Genomic DNA, 24,303 nt, shown 5'->3' on the forward strand with positions numbered 1-24,303 from the left:
GGATACGGTAGACCGGTTTTGAAACGCGTTCACTGGCGCAGGAACCTGCGTGTAAGGACCTTAGTCGCCAATGGCCTAAGCCCGGGCCATCACGCCCAAGCCCGCTTACACTCCGGTTCCTAACCGCGCCAGTTCACGCTCTTGTCATGTTTGCCGCACCCGTTGTTATGACGTAGAATAACGGTATAACGAAAAGTCAAATCCAGTCGGGGGTAACATTGTGCATACACTTGAGATTAAAGATTTACACGTCAAAATTAAGGCAGAACCGGAGCATCCGGAGATTTTAACTGGGGTCAATTTGAAATTGGCGACGGGCGAAATTCACGCCATTATGGGTCCTAATGGTACAGGTAAGTCGACATTGGCCGAGACAATCATGGGCAATCCGGCTTATGAAGTCACTCAAGGCGATATTTTAATTGATGGCAAGTCGATTCTGGACCTTGCTGTTGATGAACGGGCGCGTGCCGGTTTGTTTCTCGGCATGCAGTACCCGCAGGAAATTGCTGGGGTGACGAATGCTGAGTTCATTCGTGCTGCGATCAACGCGCGGCGTCCGGAAGATGATCAGATTCGCATTACCGATTTTTTGAAACAATTAGATAAGACGATGGCAACCCTTGAGATGCCGGAATCAATGGCAGATCGGTATCTGAATCAAGGCTTTTCCGGTGGTGAAAAGAAGCGCAATGAAATTCTACAGTTGATGATGATTCATCCGCATTTTGGATTACTGGATGAAATCGACTCCGGCTTGGATATTGATGCACTGCGGATCGTTGCCAAAGGCGTTAACCTGATGCGCGGGCCGGAATTCGGCAGCATGATCATTACCCATTATCAACGTCTGCTGGATTACATTATTCCTGATGTGGTGCACGTCATGAAAGGCGGCCGGATCATCGAAAGCGGCGGCCCTGACTTAGCCAAAGAATTGGAAAAGACCGGCTATGAACACCTTAAAGTGGGTGAACAAAATGGTTGAAACAACAACGTTGCCGGCGCCTAATCTGCCTAAGTTTCCGTTGGCGCGCTATTTAAAGAACCAACCTGATGCCGTTGAGGATCGGGTCATCTTGCATGCGCCTCAGGCAATCGCTTATGCGGCCGGGTCGAGCGAAGTCCAGCGTTTTACGCCGACAAATTCGCTTGATGCATGGTTGCTGCGCTCGCCTCAAGGGGCAACGACAGTCGATATTCCCGCTCATTTTGTCAGCGGCGATGATCCCATCGTCTTAACTGGGCCGAAAAACGCCGGTGGTTTACTGTACGTTCATGTTGGTAAAGGCGCCAAGGTTACCCTGCAGGAAAAGTGGGCCAGTGGCGGCCATGTGTTAGGCATTTGGCTCATGTTGGTGATTGATGCCGACGCGGACGTTAATTGGTTGAGCTATGACAGCTTTACTGCCGACACTGTGGTGGTGAATCGCACGGCGACATTAGCCGCCAGTGCGAAGCTTAACTGGACATTGGCTGGGTTTTCGCATAATTCCGGATTGAATCGGGTCGATGTGCGGTTGCTTGGACAAAACGCCGAGGCAACAGTTAACGTGGGCGTTTTGGCTTCCGGCAATCAACATGTCAGTTATACGACGTCTGTGACCAATGAAGGCCAGCATACAGTGGGGCATATTAATCAGCGCGGTGTGATTACCGGCAATGCCCACCTGATGTTTAATGGGATTGGCCACATCATCAAGGGTGCTCGCGGAAGTGATGCTCAACAGGAAAATCGCGTGTTGATGCTTTCTCAGCGAGCGGAAGGCGATGCCAACCCAATCCTATTAATTGATGAAAATGACGTCACGGCCGGGCATGCTGCTTCCGTGACGCGGGTGAATGCCGATCAGCTTTACTATTTAATGAGTCGCGGACTTTCTGCGACATTAGCAAAACGATTGGTGATTCGCGGCTTTTTGGAAGGCGGTTTGGCTGAAATCGACGATGTTCGGCTGAAGAAAGAACTGTTTGCAACGATTGATCGAACGCTGGTGGCTGAAGATGCGTGAACAATTTCCGTTTTTTAAGGCTCATCCTGATCTGGTTTATTTAGATACCGCAGCGACTTCTCAAAAGCCGCAAGCCTTGTTGGATAGCCTACAGAACTACTATATTAATGATAATGCCAACGTACACCGCGGTCTCTACAAGTTGGCCTATGATACGACTGAGGCATACGAAGGGGTTCGCCAGCAAGTTGCTGATTTCCTTCATGCCCAAAGTGCCGAGGAGATTATTTTTACCCGTGGCACGACAGATAGTCTGAATTTGGTGGCGAGTGCGTTTGGCCCGCAAGCAGTGCCTGCTGGCGGCCGGATTGTGGTCAGTGGTGCGGAACACCACAGCAATTTTATTCCGTGGCAACAGCTTGCTAAGCGTCAGCAAGCAACCTTCACTGTAACGCCGGTTCATCCGGACGGGACGATCGATGTGCCCGCCTTATTGGCCGCTATCACGCCAGGTACCAACTTAGTAGCGATTGCCCAAGTGACCAATGTTGCCGGCGATACACTCCCAGTGGCAGAGATTGCGAAAAAAGCGCATGACGTGGGGGCCATTGTTGTCGTTGACGGCGCTCAGGCAGTCGCTCATATGGCAGTTGACGTCCAAGCGTTAGGCGCGGACTTCTACGCTTTTTCCGGACATAAAATCTATGGGCCAACAGGGATCGGCGCGCTTTACGGTCGTGCTGACTTATTGGCAAAAATGCCGCCGATTCAATTTGGCGGTGAAATGATTTCCGAAGTTCGTGATCAAGAAAGTACGTGGGCAGACGGGCCGATCAAGTATGAAGCCGGCACGCCCCATATCGCCGGTGTGATTGGCATGGGCGCGGCATTGCATTGGTTTCAGGAAAACGTCGATGCAGCGGCATTACAAACCGAACATGAACTGACGAATCAATTGCGAACCGCGTTGACGGCGATTCCGGATCTAACGGTTTATGGCAACGACGACAGTTTGGCAACGGTTTCCTTTAATTTAATCGGTATTCATCCCCACGATGTTGCTACCTTCCTGGACGAGCAACAAATCGCCGTGCGCGCCGGCCATCATTGCGCCCAGCCACTCATGGCCAGGTTAGGAGTGCCAGCAACGGTGCGCGCCAGTTTTGGGGTCTACAACAATCAGGATGATGTCACGAAATTGGTTGAAGCTGTTCAGGCCGCAAGGAGGTATTTCCATGGCATTGACTAAGCTAGATCAAATGTATCGCGCGGTGATTCTCGACGAGGCGCAACACCCGCGGCATCACGGCGTTTTAGCTGATTTTGATCACGAAATCACGGTGCGCAACCCCAGCTGCGGTGATGTTTTACACTTGCAGATTAGTGAAAAGGATGGCCGAGTGAACGATGTTGCTTTTTCCGGGAGTGGTTGTACCATTTCCCAGGCGAGTGCGAGCCTGATGACCGATCAGATTTTAGGTAAAACGCCAGCCGAAATCGAGCAGATGGTCGAAACTTTTTCCGACTTGATTATCAAAGGCGACGTTCCTGATGCCGACCGGCTGGGGGATGCAGCTGTGTTAAAAGGCGTTCATCAGTTTCCGGCACGCATCAAATGTGCCACGTTAGCATGGAAAGCAGCTGCGCAAGTTTTGACGCAGAAAGGTAAAACCGATGACTGAGACAAAAAATACTAAAAATAATGAAACTGTTGCGGCGGATATCGACTTTTTACCTGACGAAAATCCCGCTGATTTCAAAGACGATATCAAGCCGGTCTATTCAACTGGCCGTGGGCTCACAGAAGAAACGGTACGGGCCATCTCGGCGGAAAAGCATGAGCCGGAGTGGATGCTGGATTATCGGCTCAAGGCGTATGCGACTTACCGTAAGCTGGCAATGCCAAATTTTGGCCCGGATTTGTCGGATTTGGACTTGGACAATATGCTTTATTTCCAAAAGGCGACCGATCGCACATATCGCGATTGGGATGATGTGCCGGATACGATCAAGAAAACATTCGATCGCCTCGGCGTGCCGCAAGCAGAGCGGAAATACCTGGCCGGTGCCAGTGCGCAATACGAATCTGAAGTGGTTTATCACAATATGCGCAATGAATTTGAAAAGCTAGGGATTATTTTCATGGACATGGATTCGGCGTTGAAGGAATATCCCGAACTTGTGCATGAATACTTTGGGAAATTAGTTAAACCTAGTGACAACAAATTTGCGGCGCTTAATGGTGCGGTTTGGTCAGGCGGCAGTTTTATTTATGTTCCTAAAGGTGTCCAAACCGATGTGCCCATTCAAAGTTACTTCCGAATCAATGCGGAGAACACAGGACAATTTGAACGGACCCTCATCATTGTGGAACCGGGCGCGCACGTTAACTATGTTGAAGGGTGTACGGCGCCGAATTATTCCAGTGACAGCTTACATGCAGCGGTCGTCGAGGTCTTTGTTAAAAATGATGCCTATTGCCGCTACACGACGATTCAAAACTGGAGCAAGAATGTGTTCTCGCTTGAAACCAAGCGGGCTCAGGCGCTTGATAATGCCACGATGGAGTGGGTTGACGGCAATCTTGGTAGTAAGACAACCATGAAGTACCCTAGCGTCTATCTGGACGGCAAAGGGGCACACGGTACGATGCTCAGTATTGCAGTGGCTGGCGAAGGTGTCGATCAAGATAACGGGGCGCGCATGATTCATAATGCGCCGAACACAAGTAGTTCGATCGTTTCCAAATCCATTGCCAAAGATGGCGGCGCAGTTGACTACCGCGGAACGGTTCGATTCACCAAAAAAGCCGACAATGCCTTTTGTCACGTGGAATGTGACACCATTTTAATGGACGAAAAGAGCTCCAGTGATACCATTCCTTACAATGAGATTCACAACTCGACGGTCTCAATGGAACACGAAGCAAAGGTTTCGAAAGTTTCGGAAGAGCAGCTGTATTATTTAATGAGCCGTGGGATTTCCGAAGCCAAGGCGACCGAAATGATCATCATGGGCTTCGTGGAGCCGTTCACCAAAGAGTTGCCGATGGAATATGCGGTTGAGTTGAATCGCCTCATCGGCATGGAAATGGACGGCTCGGTTGGGTGATGCTGTGGTGACGCGGTTTGTGGGGCGTTTTGACGCTTCTAGGAAAATACTCTCCACAAAATAATCGACAAGTTAATATTGGATAATTTCGGTATGCCTAAAATCAGTCAGTCATCAATACTCGCGTGAATACGCAGCTAGTTGGTGATTGGCTGTTTTTTTAAACAAAGTATTAGGCAAGCCTAACTTTTTGTTTTATGATAGATGCGGTACCAAAATGGCAACATTGAGGGGGCTGCTAATGGACAACTATGATAAAGCAAGGAAAGTCTTGCAATCAATGGCGCTGTCTAAAATTGCACAGGAAACTGGCATCAGCATTGGCCAGATCTGGCATTATCGGGATCGCCATGAAGGCATTGAAAAGGCACCGCCAGCTTATGTGGAGCGAATCGCGCGTCTGTATCGCAAAAAGCGCGTTTGAAGTGGATAAAGTTGGGGGATGTGGTAGTAGGTGAGAGGAAGTGGCCGAACGTTTTTAAGATAAGGCTCAGGAAATTAAACATCGCGACGCTGTCTTGAGCTAGGTAACTTGATTAGCTGAGACGGTGCCTGTTCGGGTTGTTGATCCGAACATCGACAAGACCGCATGGCAAGCGTGATAACTGCCATGCGGTCTTGTCGTTTTTTGATGTTACCGAAGTGAGTGGACGCTATTTAGACACGGGTGCTACAATGGGTGAATGTATGGATTGGCTACGGCTAATCGAATCGTGACTTCTGGGTAGCACATCATGATAAAGCGGCAGGAGGAAGATCATGGCTGAGGACTTGGAACATTTCATTAAAACAATGGCGCTGGGTATTCCAACCATTAAGCCGGATGAGAAGCGAGCTTTTCTAGGCAACTTTCGCGAACGGGTCGCAATGGCGGTGACCATTCGGCAACTCCGCGATGCCCGCATTACGGCGATGCTTGATTCGGTGCTGACGCGCTATCCCGGTTATCGAATCTTTTTGAACGGTCGGATGGGGGAAAGCTTAGTCAATCAATATATGTTGCAAGCGCTGGCTCATCAGTATCCTTTTACAATCATGAATCAACCGGGGATGCGCGTCACCAAGCGAGTGTTGCCGACCGACTTTGGCTGGGTTCTTGCACATCCAACGCAAAAAATCAGTCGTCCGATTTTGTTGTAGAACCAGCAGGCATGACCACGGGATTGCTTGGCGACGGCAAACCGCACCACAATGCCATTTAGCTTTAAAAGGAGGCCCATTTTGACGCAACTTGATACTATTCAAACCACAGTCCAGCAACTGCGGACATTACTGAATCAAGGTAAAATTTTTGCAACATTGCCGGATATGCTGGGAAAAGTCATTGATAGCATCGCAACGGAATCGAAAACGCGTGTCACGATTCCGCGCGATGATAAAACCGCTATTGCAAGAATTCGAACCATTCAAAAGCGGATCAAGCAAACGAGTGATCCGAGCGTCACTGATGATGAGATTGCCTTTTTGGTGGCGCATTTAGCCAGTACCAAACCTGCTGTCCGGGACAAAGGCGTTTTTTTCTTATTTAATGATTTGTTTCAGGCAGAGGCGTTTACGAATGAGCAAGTCAAGGCGCTTTTTAAACGGTTGCAAGCGCCGGATATTTTGTTCAGTCATATCTTCGAGCCCCAAAATGATGCCGTGTTTCTGCGAAGCTTTGCGGTTATGATTTTGAGCGGTATGATTTATGCCGATCAGAATCGCTATCATATTCTCAGTAAAGCTGATTATCTGACAACCGTGCAGAATATCGGGACGTATATTCTGCTTGAAAGAGATGGCCGGGGATATGTCGAAACCAAAGGCTGGGCCCATGCATTTACGCATATTGGCAATATGTTGGAAGAACTGAGTCAAGTCGATGTTTTGCCGCGATCCGAGAAAGTTTTCTTGATGGCGGCAGTCGTGGAAGCTTGGCGGCGCATTGAAACGCCGTTAATTTTTGGCGAGGATCATCGAATGGCCTTGTATCTCAGCGGCATCACCAATGTTAACCAGTTTTATAGCGAGACGCTTTTAATGTGCCTCAAGAATTGGCAACATACGCTGGTCAATATTCGTCCTCAGGAATCTTACGCTTTTTGGGTGCGGTGGTACAACCGCAATCGTTTGTTGCAGGCACTGACATTACGCGCTGATTTGCCGCAACCGATTACGGATTATATTCAACAGATTGTCGATCTTTTCTGAATGAGAGCGTGAGCTGGGCCGCTTAGAAACCGGAGCATAAGTGGCCTTGGGCGTGATGGCCCGATCCTGGCCATTGCGACCAAGGTCCTTATGTGCAGGTTTCTGGCCCAGCGAACGCGTTTTTAAGCAGAAGCCAGTTTTAAGTAAGAGATTGGTATACTTTTTAATCTTACTAAAAGCAGGATGAGGTTGATTTGTATGGCCTATGAGTTGTAACAATTTTTGAAGGTCAGAGCAATAGAAATATTTATAGTTAAATATAAATAAACAGATATTATAGTATGCTAGTTTTGACATTGTGACCTTTTTCATTATCAAAGCTCAAAATTTAAAAAATTTTTTTACAAAAAAAGAATAAATACCGGTTGTTATTGTTAGCTTTTAAAACCAGTTATCCGTATAATTGACACTAGGTTAGGGGGAGACCCCGTGACTTCTATGTTGATTTGTTAAAAGGAACACTGGGGAGTGATAAGTGTGCGAAAGGAGCAGCAAACGCTACGGATTTTGGGGGATAAAGTCCGCTACTATCGTAAGTTAAAAGGCCTATCTCAGGCGGAACTGGCAGCAAATATCTGTACGCAAGCAACGATTAGCCTTATTGAAAAAAGAAATAAGGTTCCAAGCATGAATATTCTGATGCGACTTATTAGTCGATTAGGGATACAACTTGATGATATTGTTGTCGAACATCATGATCGGATTCAACAACTGCTTAACGCGATTGATTACCAGATTCAGCATCATCAATACGCGGTTGCCGCAGATAATCTGAGCAAGATCCGGCTGGATAAGATTAAAAGCGAAGATGATCAAAAGCGTTATTACTATTATCAAGGGATCATCGAGCTATTCAAGAACAACGCACCTGATGAGGCCATTTATTTCTTTGGTCGGGTATTAAGTCCGCTCGTCAATTCAGAGCGTGATCTATATGCCATTTTGGCAACCCTCGGCTTGGGACTGGCATATGCGGACAAGCATACCTTTGATCGTTCACGGGTCTACATTGATCAGGCATTACGCATGTTAAAACATGTGCCGCTGTCTGACAGTAAGTATCTCGATGTTGAACTGACGATTTATTGGCATATTGCGCGCGTATACTACGAACTAAGTGATTTTAAAGCCGTTTTGAAGTATACCGACCATGGTATTCGTGAAGCCGTTAAGCACGATAAGCTTTTTTTGCTTGACGAACTTTACACCTTGCAGGCCCGGGCCTTGAAATTACTCGGTAATCCGGAGGCGCCTAAAAGTTATCAGATCGCCATTGCGTTTGCACAAGTTACCGGTTCCACTGCACTGGCGGCAAGTCTTGCTGCCGAAATGGTAACACAAAAGCCAAATAGCGAAACTGCATAACCGCCAGTTATCGGCAATCGTTTGGTGATATTCAAAAAATACCTGAGGCTTTCGTTCTGCATCTGCTGATGTAGTTGGCGAAAGTCTCAGGTATTTTAATGTCGTTTATGTGTGGAGTCATTGAATGGTGAGTCGGCAACTTTGCGCTCATCATTCCAATTCGGCTTAGCGTTTAATCATCTTGATGTTGTTCGGTTGGCTTTTTGGTACTTGCCAGTGCCGGCTTGTTGGTCAAGTCAGTCCGAACCACGAGGACATCGCATAAGGCGTTCCGCGTGACGTATTCGGTGACCGATCCAATCAGCAGACGTTCAACGGCGTTTAAACCAGTTGCCCCAATCATGATCAGATCGATATTTTTAGCTTTGGGGATGTCTCTGGCGATGATTGTTTTTGGTGCGCCGTATTCAATGCTGAAACTGACCTTGTCTAATCCGGCTTTTTTTGCCTGATCGACATAACCTTCCATGGTGCTCTTGGCATTTTCCGTTACTTGTTCGACCATCGCTGAATCAAAGCTGGAAACGTTCTGGAACGCTCGGGTATCAACGATATGAATAAGAATTAACTCCGCCTGATTTCGTTTGGCAACGGCAACCGCTTTTTTGAATGCTAACTCGGCTTCATATGAGCCATCGATCGCAACCAAAATATGTTGATATTGTTGTAACATTCCTCATCACCTCTATCTTCATTGTACTTGATTCCATCGGGAAATTAAATGAAAAGCGTTTCACAACTTCATTTGGGTCAGGCTGATAAAAACAAAAACTGTTGCTAAAAAAGCGCCGCTAACCAAAATGACCAAATTCGCCCACATCGGGAACAGAATCCCACCGATGATGGCGAGGATGCCGACAAGGGTGAAAAGATAGGCAAAGTTCTTGAGAAAACGCGTCATGCCCGGAGACGGTTTTTTGATAATCAGAAAGTTCTGATAGCGATGAAGCCATGTGTAGGCTGCCAACCCGAACAAGGCGACCGCGTAAATGCACATTAAAATGATTGTCAAAGGATCAGTCCTTCCTAGCCGTTTGCTTATATTATGCCACAGCAGCAAGGAAAAGCGGTTGGCTTTTTAATATCGCCGACGTACATGAATGATCTGATTAACAACTTGCAGTTACTTGGAGGGCATTCGCTTCAGTAATGCCGTAATTTTGGCATTAAAAAAGCCGGCACGGAGCCGGCCAAAAACATGATTGGTTTTTTGTGAAAGACTAATTGGTGCCGTTTTCTTCCCGGATCGTTGAAACCCGCTGCTAGCTATGTGGGTCCAGACGTCGTAGACATTAGCCGCTAAGTGAAATAGCAGCACCGTCTATGGCTCTTCCGGTCCCAAGGTCTCGATACTGTTCGGTCAACTGATAGTTAAGGAAGCGCGAACACCTTAGAACTTTCACCGTTATAGTAGCACGAGAAGCCGCATAGGTGCAAGCGGAAACGCTTTCGTTACTTTTTCTTCAACTTTTCGGCGTCGCGCTGCCAGTCTTCAAGTTGCTGCTGGCGCTGGGCTAGCGCGGCTTCATAACGTCCGGTGGTTTTAGGATGGTAGTACTGTTGATGCTTGAGATTATCTGGCAAGTATTGCTGTGCTACCCAGCCGTTAGGATAATTGTGCGGCAACTTGTAGCCTTGGCCATGTCCCAGTTGCTTGGCGCCGCGGTAATGGGCATCGCGCAGATCATCGGGAATTTGGCCGGCGTGGCCGCTTTCGACGTCAGCCAGGGCGGCGTCAATCGCTTTGATGCCGGAGTTACTTTTCGGTGCAAGGCAAAGATCGATCACAGCATCGGCAAGCGGAATGCGACCTTCAGGAAGTCCCAAGCGTTCGGCACTTTGAATCGCCGTTAGCGTGCGGCTGGCGGTTGCCGGATTGGCTAGGCCGATGTCTTCATAAGCAATCACCAACAACCGGCGTGTAATACTGTTCAAGTCGCCGATTGCGATTAATTGGGCGAGGTAGTGCAAAGCGGCGTTCACGTCAGAGCCGCGAATGGACTTTTGAAACGCTGAAATAATGTCGTAATGGGCATCGCCATTGACATCTCCGGCTAACGATGGCTTTTGCAGGCTTTGTTGAATGGTCGTCAAGTCAATGGTGACGGTGCCATCGTGATCTGCCGGGGTTGATAAAACGGCGAGCTCAAGACCATTGAGTGCGGCCCGTAAATCGCCGTTTGTGGCGTGGGTGAGGTAGTCACGGGCCTCTGGCTGTAAATCGACCTGATACTTGCCTAGACCGCGTTTTTCGTCTGTCAGTGCCCGATCAATGGCGGTGCTGATATCATCAGCCGTCAACGGTTTGACCTGGAAAATCTGGGTACGACTACGAATGGCGGGCTGGATATTCATATAAGGATTTTCAGTGGTGGCCCCGATCAAGATAATCCGGCCACTTTCCAGTAACGGCAGCAAAAAGTCCTGTTTGGTTTTATCCAATCGATGGATTTCGTCCAGGAGCAAAATCACCGTGCCACTCATTTTGGCTTCTTCCGCGACAATTTGCAGATCTTTTTTAGTGTCAGTGGCAGCATTTAAAATGCGAAAAGCATATTTCGTACTGCCGGCAATGGCGCTGGCGATGCTGGTTTTCCCAGTGCCGGGCGGGCCATAGAGAATCATGGAACTTAGGCGATGGGCACTGACCATGCGGCGGATAATTCTTCCTGGACCGACGAGATCCTGTTGGCCGACGACTTCATCTAAATTTTGTGGGCGCATGCGATAAGCAAGCGGTTGTTGCAAAGGAATTCCTCCTTGTAAAAGTTGCGTGTAACAGTTGAGTTTGTCTTGATTAAGGTGTAAAGAATTTCAAGGGAGCTTAGCGGGACGGGAAGAAGTTTTTCTCAACGTGGTGGCTCGCGGTCTTGCATAAACGCGCTTACCGGTGCAGAAGCCTGTGTGTAAGGACCTTGGTCGCAATGGCCTAAACCCGGGCCATCACGTCCAAGGCCGCTTACACTCCGGCTTCTAAGCGCACCGGCTCGCGCTCTTGTCTAAACGCGCTTACAGTCGCAGAAATCTCCGTGTAAGGACCTTGAAGCCTAAATGGCCAAAGCCCAGCCATTTAGGCTTCAAGCCCACTTACACTCCGATTTCTAACCGCTCCTGTTCGCGCTCTTGCCTCTAGCGTGTTAATCTAATTCTAAATCATCAACTAAAGGAATGACACATTGTGAATCATTATTGGCAACTGATTCAAAAACAGCATTTATCTGATTTGGTCACGCAGACCCGGCTTGGCGTTGTGCGGACGGTGAAGCCGGTGTTACCGGAAGGCGCGCAGTTGGCTGCCTGGCCCCAATTAAGTCGGCATGCATTGGTTCAGCCATTGTCGGCCTCGACTTTACAGGTGGTAACACCATTGCTGGACGATTTTGCCGGTGTGATTGCTGAATTACGTGCAGGGCTAAGTCGCATTTGGGCAAATTTGCCTGAAGACGGGCGTCTGCCGGTTTTTTCGGAAGAGCGCGTGAATCAGCAAGTCGTTCGCATCGTTTTGCCGGAAACGTTGTTTGAACGCCTGTATACTGCGGAAAATTTTCAGGGGCAGGGTCCGGATTATGTGGCTTACCGCAATGAGGTTTACGACTTGGTGGCGAATGGTCTGATGCGCCAGTTGCCTTTACTGACGGATTTATTTGCTGCAACGCCGCTGTCTGGTCACCAAGCATTTTGGCCATCATCGGATCAGGAGCGGCAGCTGGTTCAAAAAGTGACTGATCCGGACCATCTGGATCGAACGCTGGCCTTGGATGTCATGGTCGAACTTGACCCTTATACAGCTAGCGGCATAACACCCCAAATGCTGACCTTTTTGCGAGATAGTTGCTGGTTTGCGTTGAGTCAGCCAGAGATTCCGGTCGCGGTGGCTAGAGAAGTGCGTCGTCACGCTCTAGAAGAAGCACGGAAGATTGCTGCAATGGAGCCTGCAACGCCAATTAAGGAACTGACAGCGACCATGGATGCTATGGCCATGTGGTTGAATCATATGGGAATGGCAGCGCAACAGAAGCAGGCATTTGAATTGATGCAGACCCGTTTGATGAAACCGGAGACGACGGTTGCCGGCCAGGTTGCGGCCGCTTTTGGCGATAAAAATGCCGCGGCCAAATCGTTAAGTGAAGAAGCCCGCACGGATTTGGCGGGCGCGGACGGGTTACCGGGCATGGTCGATTTGTCGGGTAATACGCAGGCGTTGGTGCAGGCTGCCATTGATGGCGGTTATCAATTTACGCTTTTGGATCGGCAACAAGGGTTGGTGCAAATTACGACAGATACGCAAACGCAGGTGATTGTCGATGGCACCATTACCAAATACACCCCGGGCAATGCCTTGTTAGTTGCGACGCACCGGCATGCCGCGAAAAAGCTACTTGCTGCGGCTGGCATACCAGTTGCCCGCGGTGCGAAGTTCACTCGGTGGTCAGATGCCAAGTCGGCGTTTGAGCGGAGCTTTGCACATAAAAGCATTGTGGTTAAACCGGAAGCACGCAGCCAAGGCGTTGCGGTTGAACAGTTTGCAGTTCCGCCGACTGAGAAACAATTCGCCAGCGCTTTTCATGAAGCCAACCGTTATCACGGGGTCTTAATCGAGATGATGGCGCGGGGAACGACTTATCATTTTACCATTGTCAGTCAGCAGGTCCTCAGTGTTTTGGAAACCGCGGCGGCGAATGTGGTGGGAGATGGCCGCAAAGCCATTAAAGAATTGGTGGCACTGAAAAATGGGACCCGACCGGCTGCCCGCCAGTTGCAACTCGATGCCGCTGCTCTGCGCCAATTGAAGTTGCAATCGGTAACCCCAGAGACCGTTTTGCGCCGCGGCAAGCAAATTTTTCTGGCGACTGCAGCCCATCCGCAAACCGGTGGCGATCTTTATGATGTCACGGATGAGATTGATCCAAGTTATAAAAAGCTGGCCGTTGAAGCAGCGGCAGCTCTTGATTTGCCTGTAGCCGCAGTCGACATCGTGATTGATAATCTGTATGCTACCTATGATCCGGATGTGGCAGGACAAGCCGTGGTGATCAGTGTCAATCCGGCACCAGACCTAATTTCACCGCAACAGCCGGATATGGGCACACCGCGCTTCATTGCGCCGAAACTGTTGAACTGGTTATTTGCTTAAAAGTAACTGATGTCATTAAAAGTTCTGTCGCTCCAGCTAAACAAAAGTACTCCCGGAAACGTATGCGTTTCTGAGAGTACTTGCTTTTATATTTTTTATTGATGTGGACCATGCCAGCGATGGTTTGCTTACAGATGCTTGAACAAATCGAAGCCGCGTTTTTTGGGTTTGGCTTTGTCTTGATCTTGATCCAGTGGTGGCAAGTCGATCGTGCTTTGGTTGATGGCTTTGTCTGAAACAATCAGCAAGCCCGCAGCTTTGTCATCAGTTTGGGCGGTTTCATTTGCCACCAGCGTAAACGGAATGTTGGCGTCGGTGAGCATTTTCATGTAAGGACCCGTGATGGCGTTATCAAGTTTACCGTTTAACAAGGCCTTGTAGCCGTGGTCATGGAAATCTTTTAGCAGCGGGGCTACTTGGTGCTGGCGTTTGGGGTCTGCCAATTCCTGGTTGGAAACGCGCAAGACAACTCGTTCGCGTAATGAGCCCATAAACCGCCGCCGCTCATCGGGGTTGGTCTGCGGGGGACCGTAAAGTGCACTATTCAGATGTTCCTGCATGTTATCGTCTGACATATTAAAAAGCCCTCCTTTAAGTGAGCGTGAGCCAGCCCGCTTAGAACCGGCGTGTAAGTGGCCTCAGGCGTGATGGCCCGGTCTTAGATTGCGACTGAGGTTCTTACACGCAGGTTTCTGGGCTGGCGAACGCGTTATGGTGACTAGGCTAAGCAGCGACCATCAGCTAATCATCGCTACTCCGTGTGTTCCATTGTAACATGATCTCATGTAAAGAAAGGTGTGAGGGATCGGTGTTTACCCAAGAAGATTTCACGGCTTTTGCGGAACCGACACTCGCTGCACGAATGGCTTTAATCCGCGAACGATTAGATCCGAAGTTTGCTGAAGCGGCCAAGGCGATCGTGCCTTTGTTGCAGGCGGCCAATCACCCGATTTTTACCCATATCGCGAAACATCAGCGCCGCCATAAGAATCCGCCGCCTAACACATGGGTTGCCTTTTCCACGAGTCGCCGCGGCTATAAAATGTTGCCGCACCTTGAATTGGGCTTTTGGGATGATCGCCTGTTTTTATGGCTCGCTTGTTTGCGTGAAAGTAAAATGGTACCGCAGCTGTTGGCAGGCGTCGCACCGCTGATCAAAAAGATGCCCGGCCAGTGGTTGATAGGCGATGACCATACCGCCAAGGCTGCGGTTGCGCTCAGCCCAACCGCGTTAACACAGAAAATCACGCGGTTTGAAACGGTTAAAAATGCCGAGTTCCTCATCGGACAGGTATATTTAGCAGATGATCCTATTTGGGCAACCCCGGATGTCTTGTGGGCAGAGATTCAGCGGCGTGTCGCCGACCTGGCACCGATATTAGATCAGCTTGTACAAAACGTGGCGGCTTATCAGGCTGAAAAGTGATGAACTGACTGTCAATTAGTCGCATAGAAGAAATAGAACGAAAGCTTTTAAAACCAAGCATACCGAAGTTCAGGGTGGTAAAATCACATTGAATAGGAACTCACGTTGTTTTTAAATGTCAGCCTGCATTGAGCGACTGGTAACACCTGCAAATAAGGAGAAAGCCATGCCAGATATTCGGTTTCACAGTGTCTTTGATATTATCGGTCCCGTCATGGTCGGGCCGAGCAGTTCCCATACTGCCGGGGCGGCACGTATCGGCAAAGTCGTGCGTGATATTTTTGGCGAAAAACCGGAAGTCATTACGATTTATCTGTATGAATCATTTGCCAAAACCTATCGTGGTCACGGAACAGATGTGGCACTGGTCGCTGGACTACTGGGGATGGCGCCTGATGATCCGCGACTGCCGGAATCCTTGAAATTGGCATACGATCAAGGCATCAAAGTCAGTTTTGTGCCGAAAAGCGATAAGGTTGATCATCCTAACACGGCCCATATCGTCTTGCAAGCTGGCGATCATCGACTGGCGGTGACCGGCGTTTCGATTGGCGGCGGTAACATTCAGATCACGGAAATCAATGGCTTCAAGATTTCGTTGAGTATGGGCCAGCCGACTTATATCACCATTCACGATGATGTTCCGGGGATGATTGCGAAAGTGACTGGCATTTTTTCGAATGCAGGGATTAATATCGGCACCATGACGGTCACGCGAACGGCTAAAGGTAAGCAGGCAATTATGATTATTGAGGCTGATGATTATCAAGCTGATATTCTGGCAAAGTTGAAGTTGCTGCCGCACATGCGCAATGTGACGTATTTCGAGTGAATCGCATTTAAAATGTCGTCACGAATTGCCTGGTAAAGGAGCGGAAAATGTTTTATACCGTCAAAGAGCTTGTTGAGAAAAGTCATGCTTTTCCTTCTGTTGCGGCGCTGATGGTGCACACGGAAGTTGAAAATTCGACGCGAACCGAAGAGCAGATCCGCCATTTGATGAGTCGAAACCTTGAAGTCATGGAGCGATCGGTGAAGGAAGGCATCGCTGGCGTTAAAAGTGTCACTGGTCTGACCGGTGGCGAGGCGAAGAAACTGAACACCTATATTACTGACCAGCAATTTATGAGCGGCCAGCCGATTATGGAAGCAGTGCGCAATGCGATTGCGGTGAATGAAGTCAATGCCAAAATGGGACTTATTTGCGCGACACCGACTGCTGGCTCGGCGGGTGTTTTGGCCGGGGTCTTACTAGCGATGCGCGATCGGCTGCATTTGAGCCATGACCAGCAGCTGGATTTTCTTTTCACAGCCGGCGCGTTTGGCTTGGTGATTGCCAATAACGCTGGGATTGCCGGAGCAGAAGGCGGCTGTCAGGAAGAAGTCGGTTCGGCCAGTGCGATGGCCGCGGCGGCGTTGGTGACGGCTAACGGCGGCACGGCCGAGCAGGCGGCTACGGCCGTTGCGATTACCTTGCAAAATATGATGGGGTTGGTGTGCGATCCAGTTGCCGGCTTGGTGGAAGTGCCATGTGTGAAACGTAATGCGCTGGGTGCCAGTCAGGCCATGATTTCCGCTGATATGGCGCTTGCCGGGTGTATCAGTGTGATTCCGGCTGATGAAGTCATCGAGGCCGTGAATCGCGTGGGGATGCAGTTGCCGGCTACGTTGCGCGAGACGGGCGAGGGTGGTTTGGCGACAACACCAACGGGTTTACGGTTGAAGAAGAAAATCTTTGGCAAAGCATGATTGTCGAGGATAACTGAATGAAACATTCGGGCAAGGACAGCTATGATTCATTGTTGATGTCGGTGAATGGCACGTTTTGAAAGGGAGCAGACTGTGATTAATTTATACTTAGTCCGACACGGAGAAACTGCAGGTAATGTTCGCCAGTTGATTCAAGGTGTGACTAATTCGCGCTTGGATGCCCATGGCCGTAAACAGGCATTTGCTCTGGGTTTGGGCTTAAAGGCAAGTGGCTTGAAGTTTGATCGGGTTGTCTCCAGTGATCTCATTCGCGCTCAAGAAACGGCGCAACAGATTCTTTTGGGGATGGACGAAAAACAGCCAATTGAAACGAATGGTGGCTTACGTGAGGAAAATGACGGTATTTTTGAAGGTCGCGAGCTCAAAGATGTTTCAGAAGAAGTTTTTGGCGTCCCGGATTACCATCAACTCGTGACAAGTGGCAAGGTACCACTTGAGGCAATTCCTGATCGCTTACATGCCGCCGATGTGACCGATCAGGCGGAAAACACCCAGCAAATTGTTTCCCGCTATGATTTGGCATTGCGCCGGATTGTTGCCGCGGCAGAGGCCGCTCATGAGACGAGCATTCTGGTTGTCAGCCACGGTACCGCCAGTTTGTTGTGGCTGCTGGCACATGGCGCGGACTTACCAAATCGCACCGAACTCACAAATGCCAGCGTCAGCAAGGTGACGTACCAAAACGGTCGCTTCAAAGTGGACTGGGTGGATAACACGACGTTTCGGGATCAGGGGTTACAAGAAGCGTGGTCACAATGACGGAATTTCAGAACCGCAGTCTGCTTGTGCATGTAAGCAGGCTTTTTTTATTTCCGATCGAATCCCGATGATCCGGATTTAAAAAAGATTGTGCACTATCTAAAAATAAGCAGCACGCGTATACTGATGGTGAATCAATCACTGGAGGCGATGTGCGATGAAGATGGCGCCAGAAGTCTATCTTGCAAAGTTAACAAATTTATTGCTGGCACCGGGGACGAGGGCCTTTGAGCGTGAGCAGTTGCTGCGGGCAAAGCAGCAAGTTGAAGCAGGGCAAACAGTCGGAGCAAGTTGGGATCAACTAAAAGCCAGTTTGCGGCCGCTTGCGATCCGCGATAATCTAACCCCGGATTTAGCCGATTTTTATCGAACCCAAACTGGGGATGCTGAAGCGGCAAGCGAAACTGATGTGAGTGCGCATTTTCAGCGCGATCTTGCTTATCAGGATCGGGCAATCTTTGCTGGCGGTTGTTTTTGGTGCATGGTGGAGCCATTTGTTGATAAGCCAGGCGTTGAATCGGTTGTTTCCGGCTATACGGGTGGGCACGTTGACCATCCGACTTATGAACAGGTGATCAGCGACACCACCGGCCATGTGGAGGCCGTTGAAATTATTTTCGATACGCGGAAAATGTCGTATCAACAACTTGTCGATCTTTACTTCCAACTAACGGATCCAACTGATGCCTTGGGCCAGTTTCAGGATCGTGGTGGTCATTATCGCCCAGTAATCTTCGTGCGCAATGATGACCAGCGCCGGATTGCCGAAGAAGCGAAGGCTAAGCTAGCAGCCTCGGGTCGTTACTTGCGCCCGATTGTGACAGCCATCGAGCCGGCTGCGACATTTTGGTTAGCGGAAAATTACCATCAGGACTTTTACAAAAAGAACCCGAAACGGTATCGAATGGTTGAAAAGACCCGCCAGCAGTTTCTTAAGTTTCAGCATGCACAAGGTGATTTACGGATGCTGTTGAAGCGGCGAAAGCGGGCCTAAAAGGTGGTCATTAACGGAGGTGACACAGATGCAGATGCGGGCGCCAAAACGACACTGGACGGAACGCGACATGCCTGATCTTACTGGGCGATATGCAGTCGTCACTGGCGGCACCAGCGGCGTTGGCTTTGCCATGAGCGCGGCCTTGCTGCGACATGGCGCAACTGTGATCATTATTGGGAAAAATCGGCTTAAAGGGCAGGCAGCGGTTGAAACGTTGAAACAGCAAACGCAACGGCAACTGATTCGTTTCATCGCAGCTGACCTGAGTGATCAAATCGCCGTGAATCAGTTGGCAGATGAACTCCTGGCAACCTTGCCGCGGCTGGATATTTTAATCAATAATGCCGGCGTCATGATGCCAGCTGAGCGCACGGTCACGCGTGATGGTGTTGAATTGATGTGGGCGGTTAATTACTTCGCCGGGTTTATCCTCATCTTGCGTCTAGCCTCGTTGTTGGCAAAAACGCCAAAAGCCCGGGTAGTGAACGTTGCTTCGATTGCCATGGGGCGGCCGCATTTAACTTTTAATCAATTTGATGGGCGCCATTACCGTCCATGGACGTTTTATGCCAACTCCAAACTAGCTCAGGCGATGATGGCGGTGAAACTTAATCAGCTGTTCCACGAGGCGGGACAATCGGTCATGGTAAATGGTTCGAGCCCGGGATTGGCGGCGACCAGTCTTAAAACCATTCAGTCACGGGCAACGGCTTGGCCAATGCGGTTGGCAGCACTGAGTTTTCGCATCATGCCGTGGCTGCGGCAATCGCCTCAACGAGCAGCATTGCCGGCGCTTTACGCTGCAACGGATGCCCATGCACAAGGCGGTGTCGTCTATGCGCCGGCGTCATGGCACGGGCTGCGCGGTTATCCAGGGTTATGGAGTTGGAACAGTCGCCCCGAATTGCATGATCAGGACTTATTAAATCGGCTGTATCGCGCATCGCGGCAGGTTACCGGCGTTTGAAGCAGGACATTTTCCAGGCGCAATAAAATCACAAAAAATATTCCGATTTTCTGAAAAGCCGAGTTAATCACGATGGAAACGGTTTTATATATATAGCACATGTTGTGGTAGACACTGCTATTACCACCGATATATTGTATATGCAAGACTTACATTTCAAAAAATGTTGCGGCATAATAAAGACGTTCGTTATCATACGACGAAATTCAAGCTTAAAGGGGTCTTATTTCGTGCAAACGTCTGGGAATTATTTTAGTTGGTTGCTGCATCAGTTAAAGGGATGGCCGCAACAAAATTATTATTTGTTTTGGTTTGCTTTTGGCTGTCAGCTCATGACGCTGGTGGATGCCAAAATAACGGCAGTGACGGTGATTACGTTCATCGGCACCACACTTGGCGTTCTTTGTGTCTTGGCCATCAACGCGACCAAAGCCGTTAATGGCTGGCTAGGTCTGTTGAGTGCCGCGTGCTTTATTTTTGTCGGGTTCACCGCCCGCAATTATCTTTCGATGTTTGAACAGGTTGCCTATGTCATCACCCTTGATCTGCCAGTGTTGATCAGTGTGCGGACCTGGAATGACGATACCAAGAATCATTTGAAGACCTTCAACTTGCAAAAGTGGGTGCTCTCGATTGGCTTTACGCTGGTTGTCTGGGCTGTCAGTGCTTATTTAATCGGCCAGTACACCAATGATCCGCGGCCGATTTACGATGGCATGGCGTTCGCGATTTCGCTGACAGGCGGCATTGTTTGCTTCTTGCGTTACAATAATCAATACTTCTGGTGGTTGTTCAGTGGCATTGCGCAGTTAATTTTGTGGGCCGTAACATTTGCCCAAGGCGATGCCAGCCTGGCGATGGCCATCAATTCCAGTATTTACGTCATCAATGATATTCTTGCTTTCACGGTCAGCCCATGGTTCAATCGCGGCCGCAAGCAACTTGGCTTAAAGGCACTTTAAGTGGTATTTGGGTGGCCGTTGTGGTAATGTTTTGATTTGTTGTCATCATTTTAATTCGGATAATTGAGGAGCGAGATTTGTGATCTACATTCTGGGTAGTATTGGTGCAGGAAAAACTTCATTGACAAAAGTTTTGTCAGAAGATATGGAAGCCCCTGCGTATTATGAAGATGTTGAAGGCAACGGCATGATTGCCAATATGTTGCAGAAATTTTATGGCGCCGGGGCGGACAGTCGCAAGCGCACAGGTGCCATGTTGCAGATTGCTTTCCTAACCTTCCGTTATCAGCAATTAAAAAAGGCCGTTACCCAGGAAAATGCCATTATGGATTCATCGCTTGAGTCCGACTTTGTGATGGCGTCACAGTTACATAAGCATGGTGAAATCGATGATGTCGATTACAATGTTTATGTCACGTTGTCACAGGAGATGCAGAGCAACGTCAACGGTAGTCCGTGGAACGGGTTACCGGACCTGGCAGTTTATCTGAAAATCGATCCGGAACACGAGCTTGATGAGATCCAAAATCGCGGTCGGGATATGGAAGATATTCGCCAAAAGCCGGAGTTGGTGGATTATTATCGGCGGGTGAACACCGCGTATCAAGAATGGGCTAAAGGTTATACTCGATCATCCATGATTACGGTGGATCGCGATCGTTACGATTTCATTCATTCCGCGGCTGACCGCGCCACGGTGCTTGATCAAATTGAAACCAAGCTGGTTGATTTGGGTAAGCTGTCGCCTAAAGAATTTGATGCTTTACAAGCTAAGCACGCAGCTGGTCCTATTTCAAAATTTGCTTGATTAATTTTGGCTTCGTCAGTTGTAACATTAAAAATGGTTTTCGGTAAGCTGGCCCGATTTCGGGTAGGTTGCTGAAGACCATTTTTTGTATCGCTGGTTTGTATACTGCTTTGGAGGACTTGAGTGAAGATGCCCATGCTTTTTGCTAGAACTTGCCCGCCGATTGTCGCCAGTTACCGTTGTTGCGCAGCTTTTATGCTATGCTTAATGAAGCGATGACATTAAATCAAATGGAGCGTCATTTTCTGCACAGCGTGACTTTTTTGGAGGAGGCAATTAATTGTGGCGATTTACGATCAACACATGCACACTTTATACTCATTTGACTCTGAAGCTCAATTGCGCGATTATCTGGCGCAAACCAAGGCGCCGGTTGTGACCACCGAACATCTGGAATTCGATAATCCTGACGATGGCGGGCGCGATGATCTACCGGATTATGCCGGCATGGTACGGACTCAAGCAGCCCTTGCCACGAATTATCATAATGAGATGCTGCTGGGCATTGAGGCCGGCTATTTTGCCCCAGCCGAACCGCGACTGCGCGACTATTTGGCGCATCATGACTTTGATCTTACGTTGTTGAGCTTTCATCATGATGGCAAACATGATTATTTGGACACGCAAATCGCAACACTACCACCCAAGCAAGTGTTGACGGACTATTTTTCACGCATGTTAACTGGTATCCAACGCTTTCATGATGCAGACGTGCTGGCTCACTTTGACTATGGCGTGCGCCAGTTTGAATTAACCCCGGAGCAGTTAGAAGCGTGGGGAAAAGCGGCCCTCGATCAGATTTTTGCGATTGCCGTGGATCATGACTTGGCGTTAGAACTAAACACAAAATCCATGTACAAGTGGCATAATGCGCCTTTGTATGATCTGGCCATCACTTGGTATCAAGCGGCAGGTGGACATTTGTTTACAATCGGCAGCGATGCGCATGAAGGCCCGCACTATGAGGCTAATTTTGCGCAGGCGTTGGCCATGCTCAAACGTCATGGCGTCAAAGAGATCGCCACTTATCGCCATCACAAGCGAACCATGGTGCCTATCGAACCGCCAGTGATTGACGCAGATAATGCGTATTGATCAATAATGAAAACACTAAAAAGCCGGCCCGCGCATCGGAGTCGGCTTTTGGTTTACTTCAAATAGGCATAGACAAAGTTAAAACTGTTCCCGGGACTGGTTTTGAGATCGTGCATTTTCGGATTTACCATCCGGGCGGCGACGAGCTGATAAAGCGGAGTGGCGCCGGCCTGATTGACTAACAGTTGTTCGGCTTGCGTCATGTCTTTGAACCGCGCTGTCGGATCATTCGCATCAGTTGTGTTGGCCTTGGTCATGAGCTTATCATAGTCGCTGTTTTGCCATTGACCGTGGTTGTACTCACTCGTGCTAGTGAAAAGATCCAGATACGTGTTGGGATCGGGATAATCGGCACCCCACGTACTCAGAACCATATCAAAATTGCGGTCTGACGCGCGTTGTTGGCGATTTTTGGCCGGCACACTGGCGATACTGATTTTAAGCCCCGGCAGATTTTCCTGTAACGTTCCCTGAAGATACTCTTGTGTAGCTTTAACCGCATCAACATCATCACCGAGCAATTCAACACTGACGCTCTTGAGGCCGGTTTCCTTCAACCCTTGTTCCCAAAGTGTTTGGGCCTTTTTCTTGTCGTAAGACGTGACAGCTTTAGTGCCTTTAGCGACGGCGGTTGCGAAATCTGTCGAGCTATTTGGCAACTGGCTGAGGTCGGCAGGCGTAATACCGCGGGCAACGATCGAGCCGTCAGCGAGCACATTTTTGACAAAAGAATCACGGTTGATCGCCATTGAAATTGCTTGGCGAATTTTAGTGTTCTTAAAAGCCGGCACCTTATTTTCATTCAACTCCAAAAAGTAAGTGCGCGCCCGCTTGTTGGCAACATACCCAGTTTTACCTTTTTGCTGAGCAGCGAGCTGACCGGTTAACGTGGCGTCATCCAGTTTGCCGGTATGATAAAGGTCGAGCGCGGTATTGCTGTCTTTGACAACCTGAACATCGATTTGCGTCAGGTGGACGTTCCTTTTATTCCAATACTGGTTATTCTTGACTTCCACCCATTTATCGCCGGTTCCGCTCCACTCCTTAGATTTAAAGGCGCCATTGGAAAGCGTGTAAGCAGACTTGGTGCCGTATTTGTCGCCCCATTTTTGAACCTGTTTGGCCGGTTGCGGGAAAAAGGCGACGTTGTTCAATAGACTATTGAAATATGGGATGGGATGTTCCAAGGTAACTTCCAGTGTTTTGTCGTTAAGCGCCTTGACGCCCAACGTTGACGCAGGTTTCTTTCCAGCGCGAATGTCATCGGCGTTTTGAATGCCGGAATACATGTTGGCCTGCGATGATTTCGTGGCTGGGTTAACCGTGCGCTGCCATGCGAAAACAAAATCCTGAGCGGTCACCGGCGAGCCATCGCTCCATTTTGCATTTCGCAGTTTAAACGTATAGGTTAGCCCATTATTGGTTGGCTTGACGATTTTCGTTGCCATCGCCGGTTGTAAATCATGTCCTTCATACTTATAAAGGCCATTCATGGTGTCAATGATCGCTTGCCCAGAGACGCCTTCGGATGCTTTGCTAGGGTCGAGCGTTTGTAAAACATCCGATTCCATTCGGTGCCAGACCTGCTGCTTGCTCGCACTAGAACTGGTTTTAGCTGATGACTGGCCGCATGCAGCCAGAACCAGAGTCAGTGCAGCGGTCATCATCACGAGCCATTTTTGTTGCGTTTTCAAAGCGAGCCCCTCCATTTCGTAAACTGCTTTTAGGATAACAAGATACTTACAAAAAGCAAGCGTTTTATCTTGG

General features: G+C 49.1%; 24 protein-coding genes. 19 read left to right on the forward strand and 5 right to left on the reverse strand.

The genetic code is table 11. The features are described from left to right. Window positions 1-220: 220 nt before the first annotated feature. From sufC to LACPH_RS05570, 9 genes are all read left to right on the forward strand, one after another. Window positions 221-988, forward strand: coding sequence for a Fe-S cluster assembly ATPase SufC (sufC, locus tag LACPH_RS05530; protein ID WP_010488859.1), 768 nt, complete (start codon window positions 221-223; stop codon window positions 986-988). Beyond that, entirely contained in the window at window positions 981-2,012 is a 1,032-nt protein-coding gene (locus LACPH_RS05535) for a SufD family Fe-S cluster assembly protein (RefSeq protein ID WP_274784734.1), read from the forward strand. Before sufC ends, LACPH_RS05535 begins: the two co-directional genes overlap by 8 nt. Further along, window positions 2,005-3,201, forward strand: coding sequence for an aminotransferase class V-fold PLP-dependent enzyme (locus LACPH_RS05540; RefSeq protein WP_274784735.1), 1,197 nt, complete (start codon window positions 2,005-2,007; stop codon window positions 3,199-3,201). Before LACPH_RS05535 ends, LACPH_RS05540 begins: the two co-directional genes overlap by 8 nt. Then, window positions 3,188-3,634, forward strand: coding sequence for a Fe-S cluster assembly sulfur transfer protein SufU (gene sufU / locus LACPH_RS05545; protein ID WP_025012621.1), 447 nt, complete (start codon window positions 3,188-3,190; stop codon window positions 3,632-3,634). The genes LACPH_RS05540 and sufU overlap by 14 nt, the downstream gene beginning before the upstream one ends. Further along, on the forward strand, window positions 3,627-5,063 hold the full coding sequence (gene sufB / locus LACPH_RS05550) for a Fe-S cluster assembly protein SufB (protein ID WP_010488843.1): 1,437 nt from the start codon (window positions 3,627-3,629) through the stop codon (window positions 5,061-5,063). The genes sufU and sufB overlap by 8 nt, the downstream gene beginning before the upstream one ends. 241 nt (window positions 5,064-5,304) lie before the next feature. Continuing rightward, the gene (locus tag LACPH_RS05555) at window positions 5,305-5,487 is read left to right on the forward strand and encodes a hypothetical protein (RefSeq protein ID WP_025012620.1); all 183 of its coding nucleotides are present in this window, start codon (window positions 5,305-5,307) and stop codon (window positions 5,485-5,487) included. A gap of 335 nt (window positions 5,488-5,822) precedes the next feature. Then, window positions 5,823-6,203 carry a DUF1694 domain-containing protein gene (locus LACPH_RS05560; protein ID WP_010488839.1) on the forward strand — a complete coding sequence of 127 codons (381 nt, stop codon included), beginning with the start codon at window positions 5,823-5,825 and terminating at the stop codon, window positions 6,201-6,203. A gap of 81 nt (window positions 6,204-6,284) precedes the next feature. Beyond that, window positions 6,285-7,253, forward strand: coding sequence for a DUF2785 domain-containing protein (locus tag LACPH_RS05565; protein WP_049169590.1), 969 nt, complete (start codon window positions 6,285-6,287; stop codon window positions 7,251-7,253). A gap of 477 nt (window positions 7,254-7,730) precedes the next feature. Continuing rightward, on the forward strand, window positions 7,731-8,618 hold the full coding sequence (locus LACPH_RS05570) for a helix-turn-helix domain-containing protein (RefSeq protein ID WP_049169589.1): 888 nt from the start codon (window positions 7,731-7,733) through the stop codon (window positions 8,616-8,618). 172 nt (window positions 8,619-8,790) lie between these two features. Here the strand turns inward: LACPH_RS05570 and LACPH_RS05575 are convergent, their stop codons facing one another. The 3 genes from LACPH_RS05575 to LACPH_RS05585 form a co-directional block, all read right to left on the reverse strand. Beyond that, window positions 8,791-9,291, reverse strand: coding sequence for a universal stress protein (locus tag LACPH_RS05575; protein WP_010488833.1), 501 nt, complete (start codon window positions 9,289-9,291; stop codon window positions 8,791-8,793). A gap of 60 nt (window positions 9,292-9,351) precedes the next feature. Beyond that, on the reverse strand, window positions 9,352-9,630 hold the full coding sequence (locus tag LACPH_RS05580; protein ID WP_049169588.1) for a hypothetical protein: 279 nt from the start codon (window positions 9,628-9,630) through the stop codon (window positions 9,352-9,354). A 440-nt stretch (window positions 9,631-10,070) separates the two neighbouring features. Beyond that, complete coding sequence (locus LACPH_RS05585) at window positions 10,071-11,366, reverse strand: replication-associated recombination protein A (protein ID WP_274784736.1); 1,296 nt, start codon at window positions 11,364-11,366, stop codon at window positions 10,071-10,073. 427 nt (window positions 11,367-11,793) lie between these two features. On the opposite strand from LACPH_RS05585, the gene LACPH_RS05590 reads away from it, so the two are divergent. Then, entirely contained in the window at window positions 11,794-13,752 is a 1,959-nt protein-coding gene (locus tag LACPH_RS05590; RefSeq protein WP_274784767.1) for a glutamate--cysteine ligase, read from the forward strand. A 128-nt stretch (window positions 13,753-13,880) separates the two neighbouring features. Here LACPH_RS05590 and LACPH_RS05595 read toward each other — a convergent pair whose 3' ends face one another. Next, window positions 13,881-14,327 carry a YueI family protein gene (locus LACPH_RS05595; RefSeq protein ID WP_274784737.1) on the reverse strand — a complete coding sequence of 149 codons (447 nt, stop codon included), beginning with the start codon at window positions 14,325-14,327 and terminating at the stop codon, window positions 13,881-13,883. Window positions 14,328-14,527: 200 nt separating this feature from the next. Here LACPH_RS05595 and LACPH_RS05600 point away from each other — a divergent pair, with 200 nt between their 5' ends. From LACPH_RS05600 to LACPH_RS05640, 9 genes are all read left to right on the forward strand, one after another. After that, complete coding sequence (locus tag LACPH_RS05600; RefSeq protein ID WP_274784738.1) at window positions 14,528-15,178, forward strand: DUF1054 family protein; 651 nt, start codon at window positions 14,528-14,530, stop codon at window positions 15,176-15,178. 166 nt (window positions 15,179-15,344) lie between these two features. Next, on the forward strand, window positions 15,345-16,010 hold the full coding sequence (gene sdaAB / locus LACPH_RS05605; RefSeq protein WP_087912013.1) for an L-serine ammonia-lyase, iron-sulfur-dependent subunit beta: 666 nt from the start codon (window positions 15,345-15,347) through the stop codon (window positions 16,008-16,010). A gap of 47 nt (window positions 16,011-16,057) precedes the next feature. After that, window positions 16,058-16,927 (forward strand): L-serine ammonia-lyase, iron-sulfur-dependent, subunit alpha, encoded by an 870-nt coding sequence (gene sdaAA / locus LACPH_RS05610; protein WP_274784739.1) that lies wholly within the window; start codon window positions 16,058-16,060, stop codon window positions 16,925-16,927. 93 nt (window positions 16,928-17,020) lie between these two features. Continuing rightward, window positions 17,021-17,707: a histidine phosphatase family protein gene (locus LACPH_RS05615; protein WP_274784740.1), complete on the forward strand. Its 687-nt coding sequence runs from the start codon at window positions 17,021-17,023 to the stop codon at window positions 17,705-17,707. 163 nt (window positions 17,708-17,870) lie between these two features. Further along, complete coding sequence (msrA, locus tag LACPH_RS05620) at window positions 17,871-18,701, forward strand: peptide-methionine (S)-S-oxide reductase MsrA (protein WP_274784768.1); 831 nt, start codon at window positions 17,871-17,873, stop codon at window positions 18,699-18,701. A 34-nt stretch (window positions 18,702-18,735) separates the two neighbouring features. Continuing rightward, window positions 18,736-19,671 carry an SDR family NAD(P)-dependent oxidoreductase gene (locus tag LACPH_RS05625; protein ID WP_306387683.1) on the forward strand — a complete coding sequence of 312 codons (936 nt, stop codon included), beginning with the start codon at window positions 18,736-18,738 and terminating at the stop codon, window positions 19,669-19,671. 230 nt (window positions 19,672-19,901) lie between these two features. After that, window positions 19,902-20,633: a nicotinamide riboside transporter PnuC gene (gene pnuC / locus LACPH_RS05630; RefSeq protein ID WP_010488807.1), complete on the forward strand. Its 732-nt coding sequence runs from the start codon at window positions 19,902-19,904 to the stop codon at window positions 20,631-20,633. A 79-nt stretch (window positions 20,634-20,712) separates the two neighbouring features. Continuing rightward, window positions 20,713-21,441 (forward strand): deoxynucleoside kinase, encoded by a 729-nt coding sequence (locus tag LACPH_RS05635; RefSeq protein ID WP_274784741.1) that lies wholly within the window; start codon window positions 20,713-20,715, stop codon window positions 21,439-21,441. A 282-nt stretch (window positions 21,442-21,723) separates the two neighbouring features. Further along, entirely contained in the window at window positions 21,724-22,536 is an 813-nt protein-coding gene (locus LACPH_RS05640; RefSeq protein WP_274784742.1) for a PHP domain-containing protein, read from the forward strand. 53 nt (window positions 22,537-22,589) lie between these two features. On the opposite strand, the gene LACPH_RS05645 is transcribed toward LACPH_RS05640, so the two are convergent. Beyond that, window positions 22,590-24,230, reverse strand: a complete 1,641-nt coding sequence (locus LACPH_RS05645; RefSeq protein WP_274784743.1) for a peptide ABC transporter substrate-binding protein — start codon at window positions 24,228-24,230, stop codon at window positions 22,590-22,592. Window positions 24,231-24,303: the final 73 nt, after the last annotated feature.

This window comes from Lacticaseibacillus parahuelsenbergensis, assembly GCF_030770265.1.
Classification (GTDB): domain Bacteria; phylum Bacillota; class Bacilli; order Lactobacillales; family Lactobacillaceae; genus Lacticaseibacillus; species Lacticaseibacillus casei.